The following is a 19900-nucleotide window of genomic DNA, read 5'->3' on the forward strand; positions in this document are numbered from 1 at the left end:
CGTAGAAGATGGGCCTTATTTGTTGTACTGTAAATCAAATAATCTGGGATATTTCTTTTAAAAATTGCTTTCTCTTTTCATCTGTTGTTAAGTTCACTCTAGAAAAATGAATCCATTTCGTGGATTCATTTTTCAATCCCAAATCAGCTAGCGTTCTGTCAATGAAAACGCTTTGAATAGCATTTCCAGCTTCTGATTCTATATACTCTTTATCTGTAGTTGATGTTGAGATCACGGTTGTTTTTTTTATATTTGTCAATAAACCTTTCAAAGTACCAGTGTTTTGATCTTCAATGAATGCGAAACCGCTTAACATCACTTTATCAATAAATCCTTTTAACATAGCAGGTAGATCCCACCACCAGACTGGGAATATAAATACCAATTCTGTTGACTGTTTTAATTTTTCTTGATAATCCTTCACTAATGAATAAGGCGTTTCTCCTTTATGAAAATGCTTTAATTCTTCAGCTGTAAAAACAGGATTAAATCCATCTTTATATAAATCGATTACTTGAAACGGTTCTTTCTTTGTTTCTAATTTTTCTGTTATGGAAGTCAAAATGGCATGATTATAGCTTCCATCCCAAGGATGTGCATAGACAATCGTTTTCATTATTCATTCACCCTTCTTCTGAGTTTTGCATCATTTTTTGATGTACATTCATTTTATTGTGTGCTATAACATACTACAAGTACGGTAATCAAAGTGCGATACTAACCCAAAGGAGAGTATAAAATGAATGAGGAGTCCTTCCAGACGAAAGCTGAGCTAAAAGATACTGGTTTTGGGTATACTTTGTCATTAATTGGTGGGAAATATAAAATGCCAGTTCTGTATGCTTTATATTCAAACGATGGTCCTGTTCGCTATAATCAGCTGAAACGTAAGCTCGGAACGATTTCTTTTAAAACATTAACCAATACACTAAAAGAGCTTGAAGCGGATCACTTAATTCATCGTAAAGAATATCCCCAAGTGCCTCCAAAAGTAGAATATAGTTTATCTGAAAAGGGTTTATCACTGATGCCTGTATTAGATGAGATATGTTATTGGGGAGAGGAACAAATGAAAAATAATTAGGTAGAGTGGAAAGAAAGCTACTACGGTTTAAACACGCTTTCTAAAGTAGCTTTCTTCTCATCTTATATCAATCCCATTGGCTCATTTTGTTGATGCGCTAACTCCATTCCTTCTGCCAGATAGAGAGCGTTCTCCCCGATACATGCTGCTAATTTGTATCTAAAATCATGGAAGTCGGTGCAAGACCAATGTGCTTCGCAAAGTAAAATCAAATTCCCACGAATCATTCTTCCTTTTTCAAATTGTGATGGTCAATGTTTTCAACATTCGCAAATATTACTCCTGATTGAACCTATAATAGGACAACGAGGCACGCAACGCTCTATTCTACCAGAGTCCTAAGGCTATTTTGATTTAATCCCTGCCCCACAAAGAGGTATGATAATGGTTTCTTCTGATTCCTTTTGATATTTCATGTAGCCAGCAAAATTGATGGCAGATGTCACTTCGACATAAAATCCTTTCTCACTCAGTTTAGAACGTGCATGTATAATTTCTTCTTCTTCAATATCAATAAACGTACCATTCGTCTTGTATACAGCTTCTAAAATTTGTTTGGAGCGAGCCGGGGCAGCAATAGCGATCCCTTCTGCTACGGTCCCTTTATTTGTGACAGGTGATGCTGATTCTTCTTCATTTTGATAGGCTTTCACAAGGGGTGCGCAGTTTTTCGCTTGTACAGCAACAATTTTCGGTATTTTATGAATGAGACCATTTTCGAATAACTCTCTAAAGCCATAATACGCACCGAGCAGCAGAGTGCCGTTTCCAACCGGAATGATTAAAGCATCCGGTGCTCCTTTTAGTTGCTCATAGATTTCATAGGCGTATGTTTTTGTACCTTCGAAAAAATAAGGGTTATAGACATGGCTTGCATAAAAAACGTTTTCTTCGTCTACTGCTTTTTGGGCCGCAGCTGCAATGTCCTCTCGTGTACCATGAATTTCTTTAATCGTTGCTCCGTGGGCTTTTATTTGAGCGACTTTTTTAGGTGATGTTTGATCACTTAGATAGATGTCACAGGCAATACCACAACGCGCCGCATACGCAGCAATTGCCGTTCCTGCATTCCCGCTGCTATCAGCAATGACTTTTGTTACCCCTAATTCTTTAGCTTTTGTCATTAACACAGCTGCTCCACGGTCTTTAAATGATAGTGTCGGCATCATATAATCAACTTTTACATAAGTGTTTGGCTCATTAGAATCTAGAACAATTAAAGGAGATTGGCCCTCGCCCATTGTCACAGTTTCCCACGTCTTAGAATCTTTTGGAAATGGCATGGTTTCAACATAACGCCATAATGAATTTGGATAGTGATCCCAAGCTGTGACGTCTATTTTCGGGGTATCTTTCACTAGATTTAATACTCCACCACAATCACATTTCCATAGAGTTGGTGTCATCTCATATTTTTTCCCGCAATGGTTACAAATTAATTGATTCATTTTCATCTGCCCCTTTGAATATTTTTTTATATAAAATATAATTTTTTATATAGGGTGGTCAAAAAAATATTCTAAATATATGCAATGGCATCCATTTCAATTTTGAAACCAAAATGTAATTCATTCGTTGGTACAATCGTACGTGCTGGTTTATGTTCACCGAAAAATTCGGTATAAACCGCATCTACTTTGTCCCATAATTCAATATCTGAAATGTATAATGTCATGCGCAAAATCTTTTCTTTTTTACTTCCAGCAGCCTCTACAATCATCTCTACATTCTTAAGCGCTTGTAATGTCTCTTTTTCAATGGGGCCGAACTCTTTTTCTGTCGTTTCAGGATTGATGGCAAATTGTCCCGACACATAGACCGTGTTTTGATGAATGGTTGCGAATGCATAGTGTCCGTTTGATTTTAGATTTCCTACCTCGAGTATGCTTTCCATGTTGACACTCCTTACCTCGATTTATTTTTGATTTCATCCAAATAGCTATAGACGGTTACTTTGGAAATACCTAACATAGATGCGACCTTCTCAACAGATCCTTTCATTAAAAAAATGCCCTTTTCATCCATAAATTTGATTAGTTCAATTTTTTCATGACGTTTCATGACTGGGTGAACACTGTTTTGAATGATTTGTTGAATCAATTGATCTACTATTTCTTCCACATTTTCAAGATCATCATTTGATGTTGTTTCTTTCTCTTGAGCTTCCACGTGTGTAGTAAGAAAAGTATCCATAAATTGCTGCATTTGATTCAGTGCTTCAACATCAAAATTGATACAGAAAGCACCGATCACTTTTTGCTTTGAATCACGTATTAATGAAGTCGAAGAACGAATCGTACGCTTATCTTCTGTTACAAATGTATAACCAGCCAGATAATCTTCTTTAAAATCTTCTGATTGTAATACAGTCTTGACTAGATGATCAAATGATTGGCCGATTTGTCTTCCTGTCACATGGTTATTTACTGTAAACATGACAGATGCTTGAGGGTTCGTTAAATCATGAATCACCACTTCACAATTTGGTCCAAACATTTTTGCAGTAGATTTTGCTAAAGGAATATAACTCTCTAATAACTTTTTAATATGTTCCATGCCTAAGCACCTCATTTTTTTATTCCACTAGATTATATAATTTTTTATATATAAAAACAATATATAGATTTATTTATATGTTATAATGCTCACAAGATCACAAATATGAAAATCACCACATAAAAAAGCAGCCATTGACTGCTTTTTGCTTATGCTCCTTTCTAATTGTCTTCCTGCTGGATTCCATACAAAATGACGTCAATTCCCCATCGGAATCGTTCCATTGATACGGTATCACCTGCAAACATTTCTTCTTTTACACGATGAATGAAAGGAAACTGCGTTTTGTCAGCTTGAAGAAATGCTTTTTTTGTGTCTGAAATCTGTGAAGAGCCTTGTTTCTTCCAAGAGACCTTTTCGTAAGCTACAGAAGATACGTATAACAGCAATAGGTCTACTCCCCATGCTGCGGATGTAGATTTGATCCCGCCTTCATGCAATGCAGCGAGAATACGTTCGGTCAATTGAAGAAAGTTCGTTCCTTGTGGAATGGTGGAAAGAGAAATTTCAGCGAGACCCGGTTTTTCGAATAGCAGTAGGAAATAAGTATGCAATATGTCGAATAACTGTTCTTTCCATGTGCTATCCTTTGAATCTGGATAAACCATTTGTCCGAGACCATAATCCAATACGTAAGCACTGAGTTCTTGAACATTGTTCACGTAGACATACAAGGATGCAGGTCCCGTATCCAATGCTTTAGCCACCTTACGCATACTCATGCCCTCTATCCCATGCTCCTTAAGAAGCTCGTAGGCCGTTTTCACAATAAGCTCACGGCTTAAGGGTTCTTTAGCCGGCCGAGACCGGCGACTGATCATACGACGATTTGAATTGTTCATACTCTCTTTATAACATGTCAAAGTAAAATAGTAAATTGAGCATCAATCATCATCCTTTTGAAAAGAATTCATCATATCTGCAAGCTTGATCGCAGCGTCTTTTGAAAAACACAGTTTTAAACTATTCTCCGATTCATGCGCTTTTTCCGATGAATATTCATACATCATGTCTTCGTATTCTTCAATCGCCTTTTCAATATGATGAGGATGTCGGACAATAGCAAGTGCTAGCTCCCTTGCATCAAACATCGCCATGTTCACACCCTCGCCTGCGAATGGCGACATGACGTGAGCTGCATCACCGATAAGCGTTACTCCTTTATGACGATTCCATTTAAAACCGGTAGGAAGCGTATAGATCCGCCTTGGAATGATGGCATCTTCTGCATAACGAATATAGTTTTTCAGCTGATCATCCCAATCACTAAATAACGCTAATAATTGTTCTTTTGCTTCTTTCGCTTGATAAAACGGTATACCACAAGTCTCGATCCAATTGCGTTCTACCATGAAGCTTGCGTACACTTTGATTCGGCCATCTCCGTTTAACTGCCCAATCAGTCCTTTGTGGTCTGCCAAAGCAAACATCTTACCTCGTTTATTAAATTCAGCTAAATCAGGGTGGTTCTCCTCTACGCTTATGACATTCAGTTCTAGCATCGTGAGCCCAGAGTATTCAATCTCAATATCTGTTAACAGAGGACGCACACGAGAAAAAGCACCATCAGCCCCAATCAAAAGGTCAACTGTTTCGACAACTCCGTTTTCAAAATGAAGCTCGGTCATACCACTTTCTAATGAAACGCACCTTTCTAGTTTATATCCATATTTGATGGTTTCAGCATCAATTTGTTCTAATAGTAGTTCACATAACACACCACGATCAATTTCCGGGCGAGTACCTTTTTGATCTGATTCCGTTTCTTCATCTAAATAAATTCTTCCTGATTTATCAAGTAATCGGAAATCTTCCCCTTCATAGCGAGCATTCTTTTGAAATTTCTCATAAACTCCTGCTTCTTTTAAGGCTTTTTGACCTGTTTCTTCGTGAATATCCAGTGAGCCCCCTCGTTCAAGGCTCTTGTCATGCATCTCCCGTTCATAGATGGTTGTTTGTATACCGTAATTTTGCAAAATTAAGGCAAGTGTTAGTCCCCCAGGTCCTCCTCCAATGATAGCGATTTGCTTTTGATTCTTAGATAATGACGTCATCTTCTGCATCTCCTCATCCCTTTGTGGAAAGCGTTTTAAATTTCATTTCATTTCTATTATAACGAACACCGTTCGTAAAGAACAGTGTTCGTTTAAAATTGTTTGTTGTACGATTGTGTTTTCATGAAAAAAAACAATCTCCTACCATCATATGATACACTCCATTTAGGACGGTTAAAGGTTGTCGAATCATAACAATGATACTTAGATCAGTAGGTCTCCATTGTTCTCACTCTAAGTGTAAGAGGTGTTTCTATGAATAAATTATTGGCCATGTTGATATTAGGATTGAGCTTTAGTGGTGCTGCGCTCATTCTTTCAGTCCCTTTGTTATTCAAACCGAAACCAGAACAATTTGAGCTGGTGTTTGCTGCTGGATCGGCGGGCGCTTTCGTAGTATTCGCTGTCTCATGCCTAGTTCTTCGAAAACGATTCAATCGCTAAAAAACCTAAACAAATACCCATTGTTTATGACGGTGGATTTTGTTTAGGTTTTTGTGATTTACCTTAGTGTTCAGTCAAAGAATGTATACAAGCTGACCCCGATAGGGAATCTACTTATTCAAAACAAAAGAAACCGCTGAAACATATCACGATATGCACGCTAAACGAATCACTAGCTTTGGCATAATAGACATCAATGCGAAAATCTTTAATATGAATTCTGACATTCCTCATATCACAAAAGGTCCATTAAACGCATATCGTTTTGTGATATAATCTTGAGTCAAAGACAAGCGCTAAGAGAAAATGAACTGGCTGAATGGACATCATGATTGTGAAAAATTCTGAAGAAATGATGGGGTGATAGCGATGAGAAGACTTGAGTCTGGTATATCAGTAGACAACGAAACATTTTCTGATGTTGCCAGGTATGAAAACGAAACAATCAGCAGAACGACGATCATCAACTCAAATGTTCGTTCTCCTATTTTTTGGAGCTGTCACTTGGATCATCTTGTATTTGATACGTGTGATCTGACGAATGCGAGATTTTTTGCCGGTAGTACGATTGATCGTTGTACTTTTAGTCATTCAGACTTGCGCTCTGTGGGCATTGGCAATAACGAAGCCGTCTTCACCAATTGCGAATTTTCTTCCTGCGATATGAGGGGAATGACATTGGAGAATGCTACGTTTATCGATTGTACTTTCTCTAATTGTAGATTCAATGACCGTGTTTTACAGGCAGCGAACATCGTCAATTGTACCTTTGCTGGTAAGCTAATAGATATAACGTTTGAGGGAAATGGCAAACAAAAGCTGATCGCCAATTTTGAAAACTGCACCCTTGATGGTGTTCGTTTTATAGGCTGTGACCTAGCGGCATGTATTCCGCCAGCATCCAAACACCATTTATATGTTGAACATGTATCTGCACGTGTGAAAAAGGCTTTAGAGAAGGTAGATGATGATCTTACTCTTTCTGACGATGATCGGAAAATACTAGTGCGGAGTCTGCGGAAGCTTGAACAAATGGAACAGTATATTTTTAACACGAAATATATGGAGAACATACATGGGGCCGCTTTTGTTGAACGCTTTTTCAGTCATCTTGGATGTAGCAAGGATCACATGTAACGTTTGCTACATCCCTTTTCCTATTTATCTTTATGTGGTGCATCAGCTTCGAGTATATTTGAGCGGAATGAGTTCTTCGATTTTCACCTTGACCAGCTTCCCATCCATATCAAGAATGACAAAACACGTTGGTCCAAAGTCTGAAATGAGCTCTCGGCAGATGCCGCAAGGGCTGACTACCCTAATTCTTCTATCTTCTTCATCTGAATAAGGGTGTCTCACTGTAACAATTGTATCAAAATCTTTGTATCCATTCGATAAAGCGCTACCAATCGCAATGGCTTCTGCACAAACAGTTACCCGTCCGATATAGGCTTCTATATGGACAGCTGATATGATTTCTCCTGTTTTCATGCGGATCGCTGCCCCTACATGATGCTTGTCATCTTCATAAAGACTGATAATTTTCTTTTTTGCTTCGTCTATTAATTCGATATCTTCTTGTGATAGATCAAACGTTTTCATTGCGTTCCCCTTTCGCCTCACTGCTCGTATGTATTATACCAAACATGAGGTGATGAACTGAACTTCACTCTCCTTTACAAACCAGCCAAAAGATCGTTTAATCTGTAGTGAATTGCCATTTTGAATGTATTTCATATTCAATTGAAAAAGGCTGCTTTCAAATAAGCAGCCTTTTCCCCTATTTACATCAGAACATGTACCCTTTCTAGGTGTGAACTGAATCCCTAACGATTGATCACTTGAATGATTTTCTTCAGAGCATCTGCCGCTTCAGGAATTGGCATGACAACAAACACATGCAGCATTTCAGGATAAACAAAGGTTTTGATGTCCATTCCTTGTTCTGATAGTTTTTCATCGAGCTTTATGGCATCTGGATATAACATATCATGTGTTCCGATAAAATGAGTGATCTTCCCGAGCCCTTTAAAGTCACCGTAAATGGGACTAATCAATGGGTCTGTGAGACTTTGATCAGCTGCCCACATTTTTGTGATGACTTCCATTCCTTGATGACCTAGAATCGGATCCTTTTTTGCGTATTCAAATATGAGAGGGTTGCTCATGCTCATATCCACACACGCTGATAGTAACACGATATCCTTCGGCTGCGGCAGATCCTCTTTCTTTAAAAGGTGCGCAAGACCAAGTGAGATGTTTCCTCCAGCTGAATCTCCCATGATCGTCAATTGATTGGCACTTCCGGCAGTTTTCAGAAGGTCTTTATATAGGTTAAGCATTTTCGGATACGTATCCTGGTTGCTATAATGAGGTACTTTTGGGTAAATAGGAGCGACTACTTTCGCACCTAGTGATTGCGCCATTTTATCCATGAACCACCAATGGACATTCAAAGGCTGATTTGTCCACGCGCCACCATGTAGATAGAGAATGACTTTTTGATTTTGTGATGCTTGTTCATTCAATGTGAAAACTTGCATGCCTTCGAATGTCTGCTCTTGTACCTCACTGATTAACTTCACATCATCCCCAATGGCATAAGGCTGCGTATTTTCAATTCCTTTTTGCTCAAGAAATTTTTTTGTCTGTTCGATACTAGAAAAACTCTCTTTATTACTTTGCGAAGCGAATAATGTTTCAAATTGAATACTTTCTTTAGAACGTTCACCATGATACATTTCTACACTCATTTTTTTCTCTCCTTCACTCAATAGGTTTATTGATCATCCTGCTTCGGAACACGAAATGATTCCAGGTAGACTTGTACTTTTTTTTCAGGGGTTTTTAATAAGTTAGATAAAAGGTCTTGAATGAGACGAAGGCTTTTAATTTTCTTTTCAATTTCTTCATGTTTAAGATGGACAATTTGTCTTAGGGTATCAAGGTCTATGTCTTGACTTAGCATGTCCATAATTTCAGCTATTTCCTTTAATGAATAACCGAGCGTTTTCGCATCTTTGATCAATTGAATTTTCACAACATAGTCGTCTGTATAGAATCTGTAACCGTTTGAACGTCGTCTTGGAGCAGGTAATATGTTGTGCTCTTCATAGTAACGAATTGCGGCAGGACTCACTCCTGTTTTTTTGGCAAGTTCTCCTCTAGTCATCAACTCCATCGTTACTCCTTTTTTATTATTTTGTTTTACTATATATACATTATAAAGGTTGAACTATACTTCAAGGTCAAGGTGAAACATTTTTCGGCTAACTTTTGTTATCAAATGATTGTAGCGAAGAGGTCTCTAGCTTGAACATCCGGGTAGAACATCTTCAAATGGTTCGATTTTACTGATTGTAGATTCAGAGGGGGTGAAGTCAACTTTTTTTCTGAAAAAATAAATGGAAATATCGATCATCATTTTATGGTTTAACATATTTAAGGTTGCTGTAAGGTTCGTATTAATACGAGTTAAGGTTGAGGTTGTACAATGGGTTTGTAAGGAATTGAGGGATGAGTCAAATGGTCCCCTCTTCTAAATCAATCATAGAGGTGAAAAGTTTTGAGAGAAAATAAAATTTTGTCTTCATTATGTTACTTCAGTATCTTTTTTGCACCATTTCTATTTCCGATTATCGTTTATTTCTTAGGAAAAGACGAAGTGAAATACCATGCGAAAAAATCACTATGGACACATATTATTCCTTATTTGATTTTCGGTCTTGGGATTGCCGGTTCAGGTTTACTTGGCATGAACGATATCAGTCATGCTGGTCCGTTCTTAATTGCAACGTATGCTGTGACATTCCTTGTGGCGATCTACTTCTTCATTTGGAACATTGTGAAAGGCATTAAAGTGTTTTCAGAATAATAGATGGAAAAACGGTTCTGTGATTGAGCAGAACCGTTTTTTTGTGTGTCCGTTTAAGCGGGTAACTGGATATCAATCGTAGTTCCTTCTCCTATTATACTTTGTATTGTAATATCTCCCCCGTGTTTTTGGATGATATCTTTTGCAATCGCCATTCCAAGACCTGAGCCTGCATGTGTCCCTCCTGTATTCGTCCCTCTATAGTAGCGGTCAAACACTTTTTCTAGCTCTGCCTCTTCAATTCCTTTGCCGTTGTCTTGAATGGTGATGTGGGTATGTTCTTTTTGTTCAAGCTGTACAATGATTTTCACATCAGCATCATTGTGAACAAGGGCATTTAAAATGAGATTGGTGACCGCTCTTCTTATGAGGATCGTATCAATATTCAGCATAAGCTTGTCTACATTCGTTTGTAGCTCAATGGTCTGATCTGCATATCTCGAATCGTTGAGGATATCAATTAACGTTTCACGCAGCAATGGCACAATGTTCACAAGCTCTTTATGCAGCATCACGTCGTTATTTTTCAGCCTTGTTGTTAAATTGAGATCCTCCATCACATCTTTGATGTACAATGATTTATTCTCAATGATGTCAGCGTAATGTCTGATATCTTGTTCTGAAAGAGGATAATTTGGATCTTTCATGATTTCTGCATAGCCTTGAATAGAGGATAATGGTGTTTTAATATCATGAGAAATATGACTGATCCACTCTTCTCGCATTTGCTCTAATTTGTCTTTTTCTTTTTGACTTGAAGCGAGCTGCTCGGATAAGTGATTGACATTATAGAACACATCTTTATATATCCCCTTAGTTGGCAGATTCGTCGTATAATCTCCGTTTGCGAGCCGCTGAATGCCATAAATGGCACGGCCGAGCGGTTTGATGAGTTGCCGGCTGAATAAGTATCCAATGAATAAGGCAATGATGGCATCAATCGATAATAAAATCATCGTCCCGATATTGAATTGCGCTATTAATTCTTTCGTATCAAAAGAAAATAAATATTTTCCGATGGAAGGGTCCTTAAATCCGATGAAGTAGCTGTATTCCTTACCCTTTCCATTTTTCCCCCCAGCATAGATCGTCGACATCAATTGCTTATCTTTATATTTATGTAAGTTTACAATTTCTATAGGTGTGTATTTGCTCTTTAATCCTTTAGGTGCTAATGCATGATAGACGTCTTGTCCATTTTCGTCTAATATTTGAATCCACGCATTTTGTTGTTTTAAGGCTTGCTGTCCTTCTTTACTCACAGTGATATTTTGATCAGACAAGGTGATGTATTGTTCAAATGTTCTTGTGAAGGTTTCCGGCGTATTTCCTTCGTTTTGCTGACTGCTTGCTTGTAGTACAAGCCATATCATGAATCCTAATAAGTTAATAAAGACCGTGATAATGGTCACGATAATGACAGAGACCATGTATCTGCCTGTTAATCGCCATTTCATCTTTACGCATCCTTTACAACAAATTTATAGCCAAGCCCTTTGACCGTCACGAGAAATTCTGGTGTAGATGGGGAATGTTCTATTTTTTCCCGCAGTCTTCGTATATGAACCATTACCGTATTATCAGAACCGAAGAAATCCTCTCCCCAAACCGTTTGATAAAGCGTTTCTTTACTGATTACGCGATTCGGATGCTGCAAGAAATAAGTCATCAACATAAGTTCTTTCGGAGTGAGTTCAATTGCCGCTCCGTTTTTCGTCAGTTCGGCTTGCTGCTCGTTTAACTCAAATGGGCCTTTTTTGATCACGGGCTCCGCTTGAGAAGGCTGTAAGTAAGATGACCGTCTTAGCTGGGCTTTTACCCGGTAGGCGACTTCTTTTGGACTGAACGGTTTTGTAATGTAATCATCGCCGCCAATGGCAAGTCCTACAATTTTGTCTGATTCCTCTCCCTTTGCTGATAAAAAGATAATCGGAACATGTGAGACATCTCTGATTTGTTTGCAAATATCGTAGCCTTCACCGTCTGGAAGCATAATATCCAATATGACGAGATCTGGTTGTTCTTGATGAAATTGCGTGAGCCCATCACGGGCAGTTGAAGCTGTTAACACCTGGTCAATGCCTTCTCTTGTTAATACTGTATTAATTAATTCTAAAATTTCTTTTTCGTCATCTATAATCAATACTTTGCTTTGAACCTTTGGCATGATGATCACTCTCCTGAAGTCATTGTTATTATTATACCCAAAGTGTTGACGTCGTGAAAAATCAACTTTCTATTTACACAGAAAAAAGCCAATTTTCTTTTTTAATGAGAAAATTGGCTTTTCGTGTTTCTTTAGCGTTTGACCACAAATGTTGTCACACTTTGAGCAGGGAGATGAGCCCAAAATTGATTTCCTGATATGTTTAAGTCAGTTCCAGGCTGAAGGTTGCTGCTGCTGCTCGTCACCCATCTAGACGCCTGAGAAACAGAGCCATTTTGCACGACGAAGTGTTGATTGACCCCTACATTGTTTTTATTAATCGCCACAATGACGACCTGATTGTTTCCTTTATAGGCTGAGACGAAAACATTCGGTTCAGGGCTTTTCGTTGCATCAATCCTGACGTACCCTGGACGCACAAACTTGGAGAAATGCGCCATGTTGTATCCACGTTTGCTAATCATTCCATCTTCTTTCATAGGACCGTATGATCTCCGGATGTACCACCACACATACGCCTGAAAGTCGCCTTCCACCATTGAATGGTGAATATGCTCTGATACCCCTAATGCCTCAGGCCAGCGGTCCGCTGAATTGTTATCACTATTCGGATAGTAGACCTCTGTCATCCATAGCTCTTTTCCTGCCCCTTTTTGTTTGAAAAGAGGGTACGGAAGCTGGCTAATTTGGGTTCCGTATAGATGAGCGCCGAGAATGTCCATATTTCTAAGCGCCTGCGGATCGTTTAAGATAGGATCTGAGATATTCTTAAGGTATTGAAAGGATTCTGGTGCAATCACACGTGCATTAATGGAGCCGGCATTTTCTCTCATGAATCGCAGGATTTCCTGAGGTGTCCACCATGTCCATTCGTGTGCATAATCGGGCTCGTTTTGAACAGAAATCGCATAAAGATTGACTCCGTTGTTTTTCATGTAAGTGACAAAATCATTCAGATGCTGAGCATATGCTGCGTATTGATTGTATTTAAGCCGCTTGGCAGGTGATCCATTCCGGTTGAATGTTTCAACCATACTGCTTGGAGGATTCCAAGGGGAAGCAATGACTAGAGCACCATGCTCGATCGCTCGTTTGGCCGTCGCGACTTCTCTGCTCCAATTGTTTCTGTTTTCGTCTACATAAATTCTAAGAATGGAAAACCCTAACTGATTTTGTCCATTGCCAAAGGCGGTTTCCCTTTGTGGTGCTGTCAAATCACCAATCCAAGCTGGATGGTTCATTCCGCCAAAACCACGAATCACTTGTCTTTCTGCGTTGAGGTTAATGTTTGCGTCAGCTGCTGATACTTCAGCTACTCCGGGCCCTATGAACATGACAGACAGCATGGTGAAACACACCAATAAAGCAAGCATTGGTTTTTTTATACTTGACATCAAATTCCCCACTCCTCTATCAAACATTTAAGCACCTTTATTCGCTACCTTTGAGTAAACTGCCAAGAATCAAATTGGAATAAATTTCCCCCGCCTGTTCCGGTAAAGACAAAAAATACGTTGTGCACTCCGGATGCGCCGTTAATCGATGTTTCTATTTCCCGCCAGTTTTGTGTTCCACCGGTGGAAGGGACATTCAGTGTACCAACCAGTCTGCCGTTCGCGCTGCCAAGGCGTACTTCTATTTTCCCGCCTACTGTCGATGCGACATTGGCTTTAAATGTTCTAGCGCCATTTGAACCAAAGTCTACATTCCCTAAAGCGACCCAATCGCCATTTTGAATATTGGTGACATGCTGGTTATTCACTGGTCCTCCTGGTGCTGACGAGGCTTCTGTCAAAATGCGTCCATTCCAAGCGAATGTTTCAGCTTCAACACGTTGATATGGATTCAGATTAGATAGCTGTTTCACTCCTTCATAATTGGCTGCTACTTCTCGAAGGGAGCCATCTGCATTATGCACAAGCTTGTTAATATGTGGAGAGCGATAGCCTTTGCCGCTTCCGTATAATGCAGAGCTAACGGTTTGCGTATGATACACCACATACCATTCATTTTTAAAATTGAACACCGCATGATGGTTGTTACCGCCGCCACCAAAAAAAGCACCCGGATTTTTCAGAAAGTGTCCTTTATACGTGAAGGGTCCCATCGGACTTGAGCTCGTCATATAGCCGATTTCACCAGGTGGTTTATCAGCAGGATGTGAGCCGCCAAAATTGATGCAATAGGAATAGTAATAGGTTCCGTTATACTTATGCATCCCTGAGTCTTCAAACATAAAAGGAGCATCAATGGTGGATGCGCTACTGGCCACACTTGTCATATCAGCACCTAGCTTCAGGACTCTTGCTGTTTTAGGATTTGCCCATTGTCCCTGCGTTGGATTGGAACCGCCTGGAACGCCTCCGCCGGCATATAGATAACCAGTACCGTCATCATCTACAAATACGGCTGGATCAAAAAGCCATACAACCCCGGACATCCCTGGCGTATTTGGCGTGACGAGCGCTTTTCCGATAGGATCTGTCCATGGACCAATTGGGGAGTCTGCTGTAAGAACGCCAATCCCTCCGCCGCTGTTTGCGAAGTAAAGGAAAAATTTATCTTTCCCATTGATTTTTTTCACCGCCGCTGATGGAGCCCAGGAAGCGCCTGCCCATTTGGCAATCCCTTTGCCTCCATTTGCCCCATTTGCACCGGCTACTGGAATCGCGCCATGATCTGTCCAGTTCACCATATCTGCAGAAGAGATGACGAAGACCCTATTTAAATTGGCAAAAGAATTATCCTTAATCGTTCCGTTGCTGTGATATTCATAGTCATCACTCGACATATAAATGTACACTCTTCCGTTATAGGTGAGCGCAAACGGATCAGCGCCCAAGTGGTGGTCTATGAGCGGGTTTGCATTTCCTACACGTTTTGCAATTGTTGTGCTTGCCGCATTCGCAGCATATACCGGTAAACAACTCAGTACCAAAGCAAAAATCAATAAACCTACGCCGCACTTCATCCTCGTCCTCATCGTTTCATTTCCTCCTGTTTTCATCTTCCTAATATTGGGGTTTAGGCCCAATTTCAAAATATGTTGATAGGTACTGATGAAGAATGAATATAAAGAATGATTTCTAGTGCAAATCCTCGCTGAAATCACGATGAAAACCCTTACTTTTTGACTAGGAGACAACAAGAAAATGCAGTCTCCCATGCTGGGGCTGCATTTTCTTGTTTCTTGTAAATGGTGCTCATCACTCTATCTACTTCTTTTTTGTAATGAAAAAGAGACTGCTTTCAGCAGCCTCTTCTTTTGAATTGATTATATTTTTTCAGCGATAAGTGTTTGATGATAAAAGGCTGGACGTTCTTGTAGGTGAATTGGCGTTGTTTCACCAGTTGCTTTTGCTTTAAGACAAGCATCTGCTGTTACAGCAGCTACATATCCATCCCAAGCAGTAGGTCCATTTACTTCTCCTTTTAATGAAGAATTGATCCAATCCTGCAATTCTTCGTCATAAGCTTCTTTAAATCGATGCTGCCAGTCAGTTAAGATATTTGTAGATCGTGTTGCCTGACTATGCAACACGACACTGGCAGGGTCAGGTAGACTTGCAATCCCTTTTTCACCGACAATCTGACACTGAATGTCATAGCCGTACTGACAATGAACAAATATTTCGCCATTGATGATGGTTCCTCGTTGCGTTTTCATGATCACTATTAAAGGATCTTGTAAATGCTTAGCAGCTTGCTTCGTTTTTTTAGGTGCAATGATTTGTACGGATACGTATTCATCATTTAGTAACCAGCGGTGGACATCAATTTCATGAATGAATGTATCGACAATTGACATGTCTCCTGTATATGTGTCAGGGACGGTTTGGTTTCTATGTGCAGCATGAATAATTAAAGGTTCACCTACTTGTCCTTCATCCAGCACTTGTTTTAAAGCACGATATCCCGAATCGTACCGGCGCATATATCCAACCTGTACGAGTAATTTCCCTTTCTTCATTTCAGCCTCGACAATACGTATGCAGCCTTCTGCTGTTGTTGCAAGTGGTTTTTCACAAAAAACAGGTTTATTAGCTTCAATAGCAGCTAACACAAATTCTTCATGTGTCGGCCCCCATGATGTTACGATAATGGCATCTACCTCATCTGATTGAATAAGCTGATGGCCATCCTCATAAATACGTGCATCCAGGCTGAATGCATCTACGATGGCTTTTGCCTGCTGTCTGTTCACATCAGTAACAGCCACCACTCTTCCTTTAGACAGCGTATTTGTAATTCGCTTAATATGATCTTGACCAATGGCACCTATGCCAATAACACCAATCTTTAATTCCATCTTGTTACCTCCTGTATTTGTGCTTTTTCGCACAGCTGTTTTGAATTTGATAGGAGTATGTTTTTATTACATATAACGAGCGGTGACCATTTTCTTTCTAGTATAAAATTCCACACCGTCTGTGCCATTTGCGTGCAGGTCGCCATAAAATGAATCTTTCCAACCAGAGAATGGGAAAAATGCCATTGGTGCTGGAACGCCGACATTAATACCTAACATGCCTGCATCAATATTCTCGCGGAATTCCCTCACACTTGATGCACTGTCAGTGTAAAGGCAGGCACCGTTTGCAAATTTAGACTCATTGGCAAGTTCAATAGCATCAGCAAGCGATGGAACGCGAACAATTGATAAAACTGGAGCGAAAATTTCGTCCTGCCAGATTTTCATTTCTTTTGTTACATGATCAAAAATAGTCGGGCCGATAAAGTATCCTTCTCCTCCTGTTTCACGATCTTTGCGGCCATCACGAATGAGACTCGCTCCTTCTTCAATACCTGATTGAATATATTGAAGTGTTCGTTCTTTGTGACTTTCCCGAATGACTGGGCCGAGGAAAACATCTTCATTCATGCCATTTCCAATGACCATTTGATTGGATTCAGCGATTAATTTTTGAATAAGCTCGTCAGCTATATCTTCTTCTACTGTGACAACAGCTGCCGCCATACATCTTTCTCCAGCAGAGCCAAAGGCAGCGCCAACAATTTGTTTGACGGCCGCATCTATATCTGCGTCTTTTAGGACAATGGAGTGATTTTTAGCTCCTGCAAGTGCTTGGACACGTTTGCCATGCTCTGTTCCTTTTTTGTAGACGTATTCTGCGACTGGCTGAGAGCCGACAAATGAAATAGCTTTGACATTTTGATGTTCAAGCAGGCCGTTAACGACATCGTGAGCCCCATTGACAATGTTAAGCACACCTTTTGGAAGGCCCGCTTCTTCAAACAGCTCTGCTAACCGTGCCGCAAGAATAGGCGTACGCTCTGAAGGCTTTAAGACGAAAGTATTTCCGCAGGCAATGGCAAGCGGGAACATCCAGCAAGGAACCATCATTGGAAAGTTAAATGGTGTGATGCCGCCAATGACCCCAATCGGATAACGGTACATACCAGACTCTAGTCCGGTTGCAATATCTGGCAATTGTTTTCCCATCATTAAAGTTGGGGCACCAGCTGCGAATTCGACGCATTCAATGCCTCGCTGTACTTCTCCTCGTGCTTCAGTTAAACTTTTTCCATTTTCGAGAGTAACCAGTTCGGCTAATTCTTCCCATTTTTCGACTAATAATTGCTGATATTTAAAGAGAATACGTGCACGTCTTGGTACAGGGGTTTTAGACCAGCTGGAGAAGGCTTCTTTTGCTGCTTGCACCGCTCGTTCTACATCTTCTTTTGTCGATAGGGGAACTTCTGCAATGACTTTCCCTGTTGCTGGATTATAAACGGGTTCAGTGTGACTTGTTTCAGCATTTACCCATTCTCCTCCAATATAATTTTTTAATGTTTTGACAGTTGTTTTAGCCATGATATTCTCTCCTCTACGATTAAATTGGTTGTGTTTGTTCAATTACTTTTGTTTCGTTCATAAAGTCTTTGATTTCTTTAACTGTTGGCATGGCATCTGATGAACTATGCTTAGAAATTACGATGGAGGCAGAAGCGCTTCCAAAACGCATAGCTTCTTCAATGGACATGTTGTTCATCAGTCCATAGATAAAGGCTGAAGCATATGAATCACCCGCTCCGAATGTTTTGAGAACTTTTGTTTTAAAGATGCCGCCTTGATATGACTGTCCATCCTGCGTATAAGCGATGGAACCATCACCCCCATGTTTAATAACAACAATTTTGGCATGGTATGAAAACCATTTTTTGGCGGTTGATTCATCATTTGACGGTCCATCTGCTGTGAGTTTTTCCATCATGTCAAACTCTTCTCTTGTGCCGATGATCACGTCTGACTTTTCAGCAGCTAAATTGTAATAAATCGCTGTTTCTTGCTCGGTTTGCCAAGTGTATGGACGATAATCCAAGTCAAAGAAGACAGTTACGTGATGCTTCCGTGCATAATCAAGTGCCACAAATACTGCTTCTCTTGATGGGCTTTTTGCTAGCGCAGTGCCTGAGATGAGTAATGCTTTCGCCTTTTTGATATATTGTTCAGATACTTCTTGGACATCGATTTTTAAATCTGCTACATTGTCTCGGTACATTAAAATACTGCATTCTTCGGGACTCTTAATCTCAGTAAAGGCAAGACCCGTGACAGCACCAGTTTGATCTATGACAATGCCGTCTGTATTGATATTGTTCTTTTCCAAGTAGCTCGTTGCAAAACGTCCCATCTGATCGTTAGAGACTTTTCCAATGAATCCAGATTTCATACCGAGCCTTGCTAAACCAATGGCAATGTTAGCTGGAGACCCCCCGACGTATTTTGTGAATGTCATCGTCTCTTCCATCGGCCGGTTCAGTTCGTTCGCATTTAAATCAATACATAATCTTCCCATTGCAATAACATCAAGCTGCCTATCTTGTTTAAACGTTAAGTCTAGCATCAGCGCCCCTCCCTTTTCATACTCAATTTGTTTTTCATAACCCATTCATGTTCAGCATTGTTATGAAACTTCCAAGTTCTCACTGGACCTGCCATGACATTCAAATAATAGATTTCATAGCCTGGTGGTGCTGACACAGGGTGATATCCTTTTGGTACAAGAACGGCGGAACTATCTCTTACAGCCATTGTCTCATCTAGTGAAAGATCATCTGTATATACTCTTTGTAAAACAAAACCTTGTTCTGGGTTTACTTTGTGATAATACGTTTCTTCTAAATAAGATTCGTGCGGCAAATTATCTTGATCATGTTTATGCGGCGGATAGCTCGACCAGTTTCCTTCCGGTGTAAATACTTCCACTACAAGCAGGTGATCAGCTGGTTCATGTTCGGGTAAAATGTTGTGAACCTGTCTTGCGATATTACCTGCGCCTCTATGTTCAACGTCTACTTGTTCAGGAAGAATGAGACGAGCTGGATATGTGCTTTTTCCAGGTGCACTACAAACGGCGATCTCAATATCTGTTATGGCTTCAATTTCGTAATGATCATCGTTTGGTATATAAATGGAGAAAGGAGGTCTTTTCTCGAAAACATTCATTCGTTCGCCAATTTCTTTCCATGCCTTTTCTTTCGTTTGGAGATGAAGTTTACCTGAGAGAATGACAATGCATACCTCATTTTCACCTGTTTTTTTACGAAGGTTTTCACCTTTTGTCAATGTGTATACCTCAAACCCAATATAGGTCCAACCTGCTGATTGAGGTGTGATGCTTAGCACCTTTCCCTCTTTGTCTCTTTTTTGTTTCGGTACAATTAAATCAGCCATTATGCACACACCTTTCATGTAG

At 39.9% G+C, this 19900-nt stretch carries 22 protein-coding genes; 5 read left to right on the forward strand and 17 right to left on the reverse strand.

Features of this window, described 5'->3' with window-relative positions; translation table 11 throughout:
- Window positions 1–34: 34 nt before the first annotated feature.
- The gene (locus NSQ64_RS10250) at window positions 35–616 is read right to left on the reverse strand and encodes an NAD(P)H-dependent oxidoreductase (protein ID WP_341016335.1); all 582 of its coding nucleotides are present in this window, start codon (window positions 614–616) and stop codon (window positions 35–37) included.
- A gap of 123 nt (window positions 617–739) precedes the next feature.
- Here NSQ64_RS10250 and NSQ64_RS10255 point away from each other — a divergent pair, with 123 nt between their 5' ends.
- Window positions 740–1084 (forward strand): winged helix-turn-helix transcriptional regulator, encoded by a 345-nt coding sequence (locus NSQ64_RS10255; RefSeq protein ID WP_017359567.1) that lies wholly within the window; start codon window positions 740–742, stop codon window positions 1082–1084.
- Between the two features lie 344 nt (window positions 1085–1428).
- On the opposite strand, the gene NSQ64_RS10260 is transcribed toward NSQ64_RS10255, so the two are convergent.
- The 5 genes from NSQ64_RS10260 to NSQ64_RS10280 form a co-directional block, all read right to left on the reverse strand.
- Window positions 1429–2532 (reverse strand): threonine synthase, encoded by a 1104-nt coding sequence (locus NSQ64_RS10260; protein ID WP_341016338.1) that lies wholly within the window; start codon window positions 2530–2532, stop codon window positions 1429–1431.
- Between the two features lie 71 nt (window positions 2533–2603).
- The gene (locus tag NSQ64_RS10265) at window positions 2604–2978 is read right to left on the reverse strand and encodes a RidA family protein (RefSeq protein ID WP_025207414.1); all 375 of its coding nucleotides are present in this window, start codon (window positions 2976–2978) and stop codon (window positions 2604–2606) included.
- Window positions 2979–2989: 11 nt separating this feature from the next.
- Complete coding sequence (locus tag NSQ64_RS10270) at window positions 2990–3640, reverse strand: helix-turn-helix transcriptional regulator (protein ID WP_268382066.1); 651 nt, start codon at window positions 3638–3640, stop codon at window positions 2990–2992.
- Window positions 3641–3801: 161 nt separating this feature from the next.
- Window positions 3802–4461 carry a TetR/AcrR family transcriptional regulator gene (locus tag NSQ64_RS10275; protein ID WP_268382097.1) on the reverse strand — a complete coding sequence of 220 codons (660 nt, stop codon included), beginning with the start codon at window positions 4459–4461 and terminating at the stop codon, window positions 3802–3804.
- Window positions 4462–4524: 63 nt separating this feature from the next.
- Entirely contained in the window at window positions 4525–5694 is a 1170-nt protein-coding gene (locus tag NSQ64_RS10280) for an FAD-dependent oxidoreductase (protein ID WP_341016341.1), read from the reverse strand.
- 255 nt (window positions 5695–5949) lie between these two features.
- Here NSQ64_RS10280 and NSQ64_RS10285 point away from each other — a divergent pair, with 255 nt between their 5' ends.
- The 3 genes from NSQ64_RS10285 (at window position 5950) to NSQ64_RS10295 (ending at window position 7275) form a co-directional block, all read left to right on the forward strand.
- Entirely contained in the window at window positions 5950–6138 is a 189-nt protein-coding gene (locus NSQ64_RS10285; RefSeq protein ID WP_041507201.1) for a hypothetical protein, read from the forward strand.
- A gap of 108 nt (window positions 6139–6246) precedes the next feature.
- A complete protein-coding gene (locus tag NSQ64_RS10290; RefSeq protein ID WP_139241398.1) occupies window positions 6247–6414 on the forward strand; it encodes a YdhR family protein in 168 nt (55 codons plus the stop codon).
- Window positions 6415–6507: 93 nt separating this feature from the next.
- Window positions 6508–7275, forward strand: coding sequence for a pentapeptide repeat-containing protein (locus NSQ64_RS10295; protein ID WP_268382068.1), 768 nt, complete (start codon window positions 6508–6510; stop codon window positions 7273–7275).
- A 42-nt stretch (window positions 7276–7317) separates the two neighbouring features.
- On the opposite strand, the gene NSQ64_RS10300 is transcribed toward NSQ64_RS10295, so the two are convergent.
- The 3 genes from NSQ64_RS10300 to NSQ64_RS10310 all read right to left on the reverse strand — a co-directional run bounded on the left by NSQ64_RS10300 (window position 7318) and on the right by NSQ64_RS10310 (window position 9319).
- Complete coding sequence (locus tag NSQ64_RS10300; protein ID WP_268382069.1) at window positions 7318–7740, reverse strand: cytidine deaminase; 423 nt, start codon at window positions 7738–7740, stop codon at window positions 7318–7320.
- Window positions 7741–7964: 224 nt separating this feature from the next.
- A complete protein-coding gene (locus NSQ64_RS10305; RefSeq protein WP_047946208.1) occupies window positions 7965–8891 on the reverse strand; it encodes an alpha/beta hydrolase fold domain-containing protein in 927 nt (308 codons plus the stop codon).
- Between the two features lie 26 nt (window positions 8892–8917).
- Window positions 8918–9319, reverse strand: a complete 402-nt coding sequence (locus NSQ64_RS10310) for a MerR family transcriptional regulator (protein ID WP_017367349.1) — start codon at window positions 9317–9319, stop codon at window positions 8918–8920.
- 384 nt (window positions 9320–9703) lie between these two features.
- Between NSQ64_RS10310 and NSQ64_RS10315 the strand changes: the two genes are divergently transcribed.
- A complete protein-coding gene (locus NSQ64_RS10315) occupies window positions 9704–10012 on the forward strand; it encodes a DUF4870 domain-containing protein (protein WP_007499277.1) in 309 nt (102 codons plus the stop codon).
- 53 nt (window positions 10013–10065) lie between these two features.
- On the opposite strand, the gene NSQ64_RS10320 is transcribed toward NSQ64_RS10315, so the two are convergent.
- The 8 genes from NSQ64_RS10320 to iolB all read right to left on the reverse strand — a co-directional run bounded on the left by NSQ64_RS10320 (window position 10066) and on the right by iolB (window position 19878).
- Window positions 10066–11469: a sensor histidine kinase gene (locus tag NSQ64_RS10320; RefSeq protein ID WP_341016348.1), complete on the reverse strand. Its 1404-nt coding sequence runs from the start codon at window positions 11467–11469 to the stop codon at window positions 10066–10068.
- A 2-nt stretch (window positions 11470–11471) separates the two neighbouring features.
- A complete protein-coding gene (locus NSQ64_RS10325) occupies window positions 11472–12179 on the reverse strand; it encodes a response regulator transcription factor (RefSeq protein WP_024719062.1) in 708 nt (235 codons plus the stop codon).
- A 131-nt stretch (window positions 12180–12310) separates the two neighbouring features.
- Window positions 12311–13576: a glucuronoxylanase gene (locus tag NSQ64_RS10330; RefSeq protein WP_341016351.1), complete on the reverse strand. Its 1266-nt coding sequence runs from the start codon at window positions 13574–13576 to the stop codon at window positions 12311–12313.
- Between the two features lie 41 nt (window positions 13577–13617).
- Window positions 13618–15162 carry a glycoside hydrolase family 43 protein gene (locus NSQ64_RS10335; protein ID WP_341016353.1) on the reverse strand — a complete coding sequence of 515 codons (1545 nt, stop codon included), beginning with the start codon at window positions 15160–15162 and terminating at the stop codon, window positions 13618–13620.
- Window positions 15163–15453: 291 nt separating this feature from the next.
- Window positions 15454–16488, reverse strand: a complete 1035-nt coding sequence (locus NSQ64_RS10340; protein WP_268382075.1) for a Gfo/Idh/MocA family oxidoreductase — start codon at window positions 16486–16488, stop codon at window positions 15454–15456.
- Window positions 16489–16554: 66 nt separating this feature from the next.
- Complete coding sequence (locus NSQ64_RS10345; protein ID WP_268382076.1) at window positions 16555–18015, reverse strand: CoA-acylating methylmalonate-semialdehyde dehydrogenase; 1461 nt, start codon at window positions 18013–18015, stop codon at window positions 16555–16557.
- A gap of 19 nt (window positions 18016–18034) precedes the next feature.
- Window positions 18035–19048, reverse strand: coding sequence for a 5-dehydro-2-deoxygluconokinase (iolC, locus tag NSQ64_RS10350; RefSeq protein WP_268382077.1), 1014 nt, complete (start codon window positions 19046–19048; stop codon window positions 18035–18037).
- Entirely contained in the window at window positions 19048–19878 is an 831-nt protein-coding gene (iolB, locus tag NSQ64_RS10355; RefSeq protein ID WP_268382078.1) for a 5-deoxy-glucuronate isomerase, read from the reverse strand. The genes iolC and iolB overlap by 1 nt, the downstream gene beginning before the upstream one ends.
- Window positions 19879–19900 lie beyond the last annotated feature (22 nt).

Source organism: Bacillus sp. FSL W8-0183, assembly GCF_038006825.1.
GTDB lineage: Bacteria > Bacillota > Bacilli > Bacillales > Bacillaceae > Bacillus > Bacillus altitudinis.